The 8,680-nt window shown below is 70.7% G+C and carries 8 protein-coding genes; all 8 read left to right on the top strand.

The annotated features are described in order from the left end of the window. On the top strand, positions 1–350 hold a 350-nt coding region (locus tag AC08OX_RS11345), incomplete at its 5' end, for a nuclear transport factor 2 family protein (protein ID WP_476607784.1). Continuing rightward, a complete protein-coding gene (locus tag AC08OX_RS11340) occupies positions 347–1,936 on the top strand; it encodes a class I adenylate-forming enzyme family protein (protein ID WP_476607783.1) in 1,590 nt (529 codons plus the stop codon). The genes AC08OX_RS11345 and AC08OX_RS11340, both read left to right, overlap by 4 nt. After that, entirely contained in the window at positions 1,930–3,444 is a 1,515-nt protein-coding gene (locus AC08OX_RS11335; protein ID WP_476607782.1) for an ABC transporter substrate-binding protein, read from the top strand. Before AC08OX_RS11340 ends, AC08OX_RS11335 begins: the two co-directional genes overlap by 7 nt. Next, on the top strand, positions 3,441–4,394 hold the full coding sequence (locus AC08OX_RS11330) for an ABC transporter permease (protein WP_476607781.1): 954 nt from the start codon (positions 3,441–3,443) through the stop codon (positions 4,392–4,394). Before AC08OX_RS11335 ends, AC08OX_RS11330 begins: the two co-directional genes overlap by 4 nt. 89 nt (positions 4,395–4,483) lie before the next feature. Then, a complete protein-coding gene (locus tag AC08OX_RS11325) occupies positions 4,484–5,266 on the top strand; it encodes an ABC transporter permease (protein WP_476607780.1) in 783 nt (260 codons plus the stop codon). Next, positions 5,263–6,828: an ABC transporter ATP-binding protein gene (locus AC08OX_RS11320; protein WP_476607779.1), complete on the top strand. Its 1,566-nt coding sequence runs from the start codon at positions 5,263–5,265 to the stop codon at positions 6,826–6,828. Before AC08OX_RS11325 ends, AC08OX_RS11320 begins: the two co-directional genes overlap by 4 nt. A gap of 36 nt (positions 6,829–6,864) precedes the next feature. Continuing rightward, complete coding sequence (locus AC08OX_RS11315) at positions 6,865–8,361, top strand: MFS transporter (protein WP_476607778.1); 1,497 nt, start codon at positions 6,865–6,867, stop codon at positions 8,359–8,361. Positions 8,362–8,413: 52 nt separating this feature from the next. Continuing rightward, positions 8,414–8,659: a DUF6039 family protein gene (locus AC08OX_RS11310; protein WP_476607777.1), complete on the top strand. Its 246-nt coding sequence runs from the start codon at positions 8,414–8,416 to the stop codon at positions 8,657–8,659. Positions 8,660–8,680 lie beyond the last annotated feature (21 nt).

Below are 8,680 nucleotides of genomic sequence, written 5' to 3'. Positions count from 1 at the left end.
AACTGCATCCGGTGTTCAGCGAGATGGTCCAGCGCCTGATGACCGACGACACCGACGGGCTGATGGAGCTCTACCACCCGGAGGTGGAGTGGACCCGGTTCCAGAAGGTGCTCCGGGGCCGCGGCGAGGTGCGTGCCTTCCTCGACGACTACAAAAAGATGGGCCTGGCCTTCGTCGAGGTGAACGAGTACGTGCACACCGTGGACACCATCATGACGCGCAGCACGATGTCGGTGAAAGGCGAGAACATCGTCGCGTTCGGGGCCTACGTCATCCGCGACGGCATGATCTGGCGGGTCTTCGGCGCCGATGAGGGCGGTGCGCGGGACTGGTGGGCGGAGCAGGCATGAGCTCCAGCACCTCGGCCGAGGTGACCGCCGCGCCCGGCATCGGCGCCGGGCAGCCTGCGCCGATGATGGTGGTGCCGGACCTGATGACCGCGCGGCTCGAGTCCACGCCGGACGCGGTCGCGTTCAACGTCGACGGCGTGGACGGGCCCACCTTCGCGGAGTGGGATCGGCGCGCGACCTCGGTGGCCTACGGGCTACTGGCCCGCGGCGGGAGCACCGGGACGCGGGTGGCCCTGTTGTTCGAGGGCATGGACTGGGGGGCGTACGCGGTCGCCTATCTGGGGCTGCTCAAGGCGGGGGCCACTGCGGTGCACCTGAACACCGGCCTCGCGCCGGCCGAGGTCGCCCGTCGGCTGACGCAGTGCCGGGTCGCGGGGATCATCCACGCGCCGGCGCTGACCGCGCCCGCCGACTTCGGCGGCTGGACGGCGACTCCCGCCGACCTCGACTCGGGGATCACCGACCCGGTGCCGGTCGAGATCTCGCCACTCGACATCTCCGACATCCACTACACCTCGGGCACGACCGGACTGCCCAAGGCGTACCAGGTGCCGCACGGCAACCTGACCTACGGCCGTTCGCCGAGCTGGTTCAAGCAGTTCGGCGACGCCGAATACATGCTCGTGCCGATGGTCCTGGGCACCGGAACCAGCGCCACGGTCATCAACATCGCGCTGTCCTCGCCCGCGGTGGTCGTGCTTGTGGACCCGCGTTCGACGGAGCGGATGGGCGAACTGGCCGCATCGCTGCGCGTCGGCTCGGTCATGCTCACGCCGGTCATCGCGCTGGACATCATCGAGCGGAAGCTGACCGAACGCTACGACCTGTCCAGCGTGCACACGCTGGCGTGCGGCTCGGCGCCGCTGGCCCCGGCGACGGCGAACACCCTGCTCGCGATGTTTCCCGGCGTGAAGATCTCTACGGCCTGCTCGCAGTCCGAGGCAGGGCCGGCGCTGGTGGTGAACGTCTACGATCCCGAGTGCCCGACGAGCGTGGGCAGGCCGAGCCCGATCACGGAGTTGCAGATCGCGGACAAGCACGGCGAGCCCGCGCTGACTGGTGCCGTCGGCGAGATCTGGCTGCGCACGCCCGCGCCCAGGCGCACCTACCTCGACCTGCCGGAGATCACCGACGAGCTGCTGGTCGACGGCTGGCACCGCACCGGCGACCTGGGCCGCCTCGACGACGAGGGCCGGCTGCACCTGTTCGACCGGGTCGTGGATGTGATCCGGGTCGGCGGCGTGATGGTCTCCTCGCTGGAGGTGGAGGCGGCGGCGTACGGCTGCCCAGGGGTGCGCGAGTGCGCGGCGATCGGCGTGTCCGATCCGGTGGACGGCCAGCGCGTGCTGCTGGTCGCCCGCCTCGCGCCCTCGACGACGGTGGCCGAGCTCGAGGCGCACCTCGACGCGCGGCTGGACGAGCGTCGGCGGCCGGTGCGGATCGTGCTGTCCGGCCCGCTGCCTCGCACGCTCAACGGCAAGGTGCTCAAGCGCGAGCTGCGCGCGCAGTACGGCGCTCCCGGCCGTAGCCCCGCCGCGGACGTTGTCCATCAGCGGTCTGAGAACACGGGGGATATTTCATGGTGAGCCGGCGCGGATTCCTGGCCGTGAGCGCGGGCGCGGTGGGCGCATTCTCGCTCGGCGCCTGCAGCAGTTCGAGCAGCCCGAGCTCGTCTGCGTCCTCGGGCTCGGTCAAGCTCCGCGTAGCCGCTGCCGACACCACCGGTAGCTCAGGGCTCGATATCAGGACAATGGGATATGGCGCCAGCTATGTGGTGATGTACCACCTCTACGACTCGCTGGCCCATCTCACCGGCTCCGGGTACAGCCTCGGCCTGGCGTCGTCGGTTTCGTCCAACAGGGATGCCACGACGTGGACCATCAAGCTGCACGACGGCGCCACCTTCCACAACGGCGCCCCGGTGCGGGCCACCGACGTCGCCTTTACCTTCAAGACCCTGGCCTCGCCGCACAGCAACCGAGCCTCGGTCTTCGCGGTCATGGACACCGCCGCCATCACCACACCCGACGACCTGACCGTCGTCGTGCCGCTCAAGGCCGCCCGCGGCGACTTCGTCGAGTCGATCCTGGCGATCTTCTCGCCGATCATCCCTGCGGGCACGACGAACTTCAGCGTGGGCATCGGCTCCGGGCCGTTCAAGTACGCCGGGCAGAGCGAGGGCACGATCAAGCTGATGCGCAACGACTCCTACTGGGGCACCAGGCCGACGATCACCGAGCTCGACGTGGTGCAGATCGCCGACGCCGACACCAGGCTCAGTGCCCTGAAATCAGGGCAGGTGGACTACGCCGTCTCGATCAGCGCGGTCGGCGCGCAGGCCGCCGTGGCCAGTCCCGGCATCAACGTGATCCGCGGCGGGGCAGCGAACTCGAACGCACTGTCCTTCGCCATGAACACCACGCTCCCGCCGTTCAACGATCCGCGCGTGCCGCAGGCGGTGCGCATGACCGCCGACCGCAACGCGCTGATCCGGAACGCGCTGCTCGGCTTCGGCACCGTGGGCGACGACGTCGTGGGAAAGGGCTTGGGCGGCTATGACACGTCGCTGCCGCGGCGCGATCAGGATCAGGCCCAGGCCCGCGCTCTGTTCTCGGCGGCTGGGGTCAGCTCGCTCACCCTGGACACGGCGGAGATCGTACCAGGCATGACCAACGCCGCCCGCCTACTCGCGCAGCAGCTCTCGGCGGTCGGCGTGACGCTGAACCTCAACCAGATACCGCCACACTCTTACTATGCTGACCTGGCCGCGCTCGTCAAGCGGCCGTTCCAGGCCTTCTATTATGACAACCGGCCGATCGAGGTGCACCTCGGAGCGGTCACCGCGCCCGGGTCCCCCTTCAACGTGACCGGCCTGGGCAGGAGCTGGTGGACGAAGCTCGCCGCGGCGCAGGCCGAGCCGAACGCCACGCAGCGTGCCGCGCTGTTCGACGAGCTGCAGCAGTATCTCCACCGGTCCGGCGGCGACCTGCTCTGGGCCTTCCAGGAGGAGCTTGACGCGTCCCGCCCCGGGATCAGCAGGGTGCAGACCGTGCAGTCGACGCCGGTGTTCCGCACCGCCACGGTCACGGCGTGAGTCTCGTCCGAACCCTCGCCGGCAGGGTGCTCTCCGCGCTGGGCACCCTGCTCGGCGTGTCCCTGTTGTTGTTCGGGTGCTGCAACCTGGTGCCGGGTAAGACCGCCACGGCCGTGCTCGGCCCAGGAGCGAGCGCCGTCCAGATCGCGCAGTTCAACCATGCGGCCGGGCTGGACCGGCCGCTGGTCTCGCAGTACCTGGCCTGGCTCGGGCGCGCGGCGCGCGGCGATCTCGGGCAGAGCTGGGTGCGGAACGAGCCGGTATCCTCGGTGATCGGCAGCGCGCTCGGCGCCACGCTGATCCTGGTCGCCCTCGCTGGCGGCCTCACCGTGCTCGGCTCGCTGGCGGTGGGCGTGTACGCGGGGCTGCGGCCGGGCCGCGCGGTGGACACCCTGCTCACCGCCGCGTCGGTCACCCTCGTCTCCATCCCGCAGTTCGTGCTGGTCTCGCTGGCGGTGCTCGTCTTCGCGACCTGGCTGCACTGGCTCCCGGCGGTCTCGCTGGTGCCCTTCGGCGAGACGCCTTTTTCCCGGCCGAAGATACTCGCGCTGCCGGTTGCGGCGCTCGCCTCGTTCGGCATCGCCTGGGCGGGACGGCTCGTGCGTGCGTCCGTGCTGGACGCCTCGCGCAGCCCGCACGTCGAGGCGAGCAGGCTCGCTGGTCTGTCGGAGTGGGCCGTGGTGCGCCGCCACCTGCTGCCCTCGGTCGCGGGCCCGGTCTCGCAGACGCTGGCATGGCTGGTGGGCGCGCTGGTCGGCGGAACCGCCGTGGTAGAACGCCTGTTCGCCTATCCGGGGCTCTCGCAGCCGCTGACCGAATCGGTCACCCGGCACGACACGCCGGTGGTCGAGGGCGCCGGGCTGCTGCTTGCCGCGATCATCTTAACTGCGCTCATCCTCGCGGACATCATCGGCCTGATCGCCGATCCGCGAACGAGGACGCCCCGATGACCGGCGGCTCGCTCACCGCGCCCGACACGGCGCCCCGCGCCCAGAAGACGGCACCCGCGGGCCGGGGCACGTCAGCGCGACGGCGCCGGGTGCCGGGCTGGCGCATCGCGGCGATCGTGCCCGGTGCGCTCGCCGCCATGCTGGCCCTCATCGGCAGTCGGCTGCCGCACATTCAGCCGTCGCGGATCGTCGCCGCGCCCTATGCTCGGGCAGGACACGGCCTGTGGCTCGGCGCCGACAGCGCGGGCCGCGACGTCCTCGCGCAGGTGCTCTGCGGAGGCCGCGCGCTGGTGCTGATCCCGGTCGCGGCGACCCTGCTGACCGCGGTTCTCGGCTGCGCGCTCGGGATTCCGGCGGGGTATTTGGGCGGCCGGGCCCGGCAGGTCCTCGCCGCCGTCGAGGACGTGCTGATCGCGCTCCCGCCGGTGCTCGTGCTGCTTACGCTGCTCGACGGCTGGGGCTATTCGGCGTGGTCGCTGATCACCGTGGTCGCGCTGACCGGCGTGCCGGTGGTCTCCCGGGTAGCGCGCAGCGCCACGTTCCAGGTGCGCAACCTCGGCTTCGTCGACCAGGCGGTGGCCCTCGGCGACGGCCGCGCGACCGTCATGGTGCGCGAGATCCTGCCGAACATCCTCGGCCCGCTGCTCGCCGATGCGGGCGCCCGCCTGGCCCTGGCCATCACGCTCACCGCCTCGGCCGGCTTCCTCGGCTTCGGCCCGGACACGCCGAACTGGGGGGCCATGGTCAGCGCCAACATCGAAGGGATCTCGCTTTCGCCCTGGGGCGTGCTGGTGCCGGGTGCACTGCTGGCCCTGCTGACCATCGGCGTCAACCTCGCACTCGACATGGTAGCCGCGAGGTTCGAGGCATGATCAATCTCTACGAACTCACCATCGAGACCGCGGACGCCAGCCGCGTGGTGGTGGACCGGCTCGACCTCGCTCTTGCGCCGGGCGAGCGGGTCGCCGTGGTCGGGGAATCCGGTTCGGGCAAGACAACGCTGGCGCTCGCGATGCTCGGGCTGGTGCGCGACGGGCTGCGCGTGGCCGGGGGTCGCGTCGAGGTCGCCGGGCACGACGTGCTCAGATTGGCCCCGCGTCCGCTGCGCGCGTACCGGCGAGGAGTCGTCTCGTACCTGCCGCAGGACCCCGCCTCCGCGCTCACCCCGTCGATGCGGGTTCGAGCGCTGCTGACCGAACTCGTTCCGCAGGACACCGATCCCGCCGTCGAGGAACGGCTGGCCGCGGTGGGCCTACCCGCCGACAAGGCGTTCCAGCGCCGGTACCCGCACGAGCTGTCCGGCGGGCAGCGGCAGCGGGTGGCCGTCGCCCGTGCGCTTTCGAACCGGCCCTGCGTGCTGATCCTCGACGAGCCAACCACCGGCCTCGACGCGGTCAACCGCGGAGTGGTGCTGGACACGGTGGGCGCGGTCGTCGCCGAGTACGGCCTGACCATGCTCTTCATCACCCACGACCTGACTGCGGCCCGCCGGATCACCGACCGGATGGTCGTGCTGCACCGCGGCCGCGCGGTGGACGACGGTCCGACCGGCGCGCTGCTCGACGCGCCGGTCGTGGACTACACGCGGCGGTTCGTGGACAGCGTCCCATCCCTTGACGAGGCGGCCGACCGGGTCGATGAGCCCTCGGCGCGGACCGACGCGCCGCTCCTGGAAATCAGGGAACTGACAGCAGGGCACGGTTCACGCCGGTCCGCGCGGCTGACCGCGGACGGCGTGAGCCTTCAGCTGCGGCGGCGCGAATGCCTCGCGATCGTCGGCGAATCCGGTACCGGGAAGACCACGCTGCTGCGTTGCGTCAGCGGGCATCAGCGTCCGATCTCCGGCACCGTCCTGCTCGACGGCGAGCCACTGCCGGCCCGGCTGCGCGACCGCAGCATCACCCAGCGCGGCGCGGTGCAGCTGATCAGCCAGGACCCCGCGGGCACTCTCAATCCGCGGCGCAGCGTTGGCGCGGCGCTCGAGCGGCCGCTGTGCGTGCTGCGCGGGATGGCCGCCGCCGAGGCGGCCGAGGAGCGCGACAGGCTGCTGACAGAGGTGGGGCTCGATCCGGCCGTGGCCGCCCGCCGCCCGCGGCGGCTGTCCGGCGGCCAACAGCAGCGCGTCGCCATCGCCCGTGCGCTCGCGGCGCGACCGCGCGTGCTGTTGTGCGACGAGATCACCGCTAGCCTCGACGTGCGCGTGCAGGCCGGGGTAGTCGACTTGCTCCGGCGGCTGATCGAGTTCGAACATCTCGCCGTCGTGCTGGTTACCCACGATCTTCCGCTCGCGGCCCGGCTCGCGGACCGCGTGCTGATCCTCGCTGACGGGCGGATCCGCGAAGAGGGACCCACCGGGCGCGTCCTGCCGCGCCTGACCGACCTGTGGACCCGCCCGCTCGTGGCGGGCGCGAGTTCGGGCCCCGCAAAGCGGTGAGTCACACGCACCACAGAACAAGGGCTGGAGTAAACCATGGCAGAGGTCCTGATGAACGACTCCGCGGGGCAGCCCCCGCGCGGCGCTGCGGACGAGGCGCCACCGCAGGCGGCGAGCCGCCCGGCGATCAGCCCCGTAGTGCTGCCACTGCTCCTGCTGGCCGAGTTCATGATCCAGGTCGACGCCACGATCGTGAACGTCGCGCTGCCCACCATCAAGTCCGACCTCGGATTCACCAACGGCTCGCTGGCCTGGGTGGTCAACGGCTACGTGCTCGCCCACGGCTCCCTGCTGTTGCTCGGTGGCCGGCTCGCGGACGTCCTCGGCCGGCGCAGCCTGCTGATGATCGGCATCACCGTGTTCACCGTCGCCTCGGCGGTGTGCGTGTTCTCGACCCTCCCGCAGGAGCTCGTCCTCGCGCGCGTGGTGGAGGGCGCGGGCGGTGCGGCCATCGCTCCCGCGGTGCTCTCGCTGATCATCACGATGTTCCCGGAGAGCAAGCCGCGCGCCTCCGCGCTCTCGGCCTGGGGCGCCGCGGCAGCCTGTGGCTCGGTGTTCGGCTCGCTCATCGGTGGCGCGCTGACCACCGGCGTCGGCTGGCGCTGGGTGTTCATCATCAACCTGCCGATCGGCGCCGCGGTGCTGCTGTTCACCCCATGGGTGATGGCGGCGGGCCGCTCGGAGCGGCCACCGAAGCTGGACCCCTTCGGGGCCGGAGCGATCACCCTCACCCTGTTCGCCCTTGTCTACGCGGTCATCGGCACGGAGACCCACGGCTGGCGCTCCGCCCAAACGATCGCGTTGCTGGCGGTCGCGGCCGTACTGCTGCTCGTGTTCATCGCGGTGGAACGGCGGCACGACGACCCGATCCTGCCCGCGCGGCTGCTGGTCAGGCGTAACACTGCCGGATCCATCGCCACCACGGTCCTGTTCGGCTCGGCCCAGCTGGGCTGCTTCTTCTTCGTGACCCTGTACCTCCAGCAGGTCTGCGGCTACTCGGCGCTGCGCACGGGGCTGGCGTACCTGCCGATCATGGTTGGCTTCGGTGTCTCCTCTGGCCTCGGCAACTCGCTGGTCAAGGGGCGCGACGGGGTGCGCGCGAGCCTGGCCGTCGGTCTACCGTTGATCGCCGCGGGCCTGTTCTGGCTGGCCACCGTACCGGTGCATGGCGGCTTCTGGGCGCACATCGCTGGTCCGACGCTGATCACCGGCCTGGGTCTCGGCCTGACCTACGTGCCGCTGTCGGTCGCGGTCACCGCCGACGCGGACCCCGAGAACACCGGCGTGGCCTCGGCCCTGTTCACCTCCTCGCTCATGGTCGGCAGCGCGGTCGGCCTCGCGGTCTTCTCCACCGTCTCCAGTGGCCGGACCTCCGTCCTGCTGGCCGCCGGTCACCGTCAGGTGGATGCGTTCGTCGGCGGATTCCACCGGGTGTTCTTCATCGGCGGGGTGCTCGCACTCGTCGCAATGGTGATGGCGCTTTTGGTTCTCCGCTTCGCCGGCACCGGTCTGCTCAGAAATGAGCAGACCTGATCCCCGGCACAGCCTAATGTCGGGTGCAGGATCCGCGACCGTGAGGTGGACTATGATTCGGTATTCTGAGGTAGAAGGCGAGCGCGCCGAAATCGTGCCGCCGGCCCAGCACCAGACCGCGGTTCCCGCCGCGGAACTGTTGGACACCGCGGGCGTGGTCGTGGAACGGGTCGCGCAGGTACGCGCGGAGTTTCGGAACGAGGCGCGGAAGTTCGCGCGGGAGCTCGCCGAGCATATCAACAAGCGGCAAAACGGAACGGCCACTGAGCCTTTCCGCGTAACAGCCCGTGACGTTTAGCGATCGCCGATGTGTTGTTCG

Source organism: Frankia sp. CoBUL1 (genome assembly GCF_978021245.1).
The sequence above is the reverse complement of the archived record's forward strand: the minus strand, read 5'-3'. Positions and strand labels throughout refer to the sequence as shown.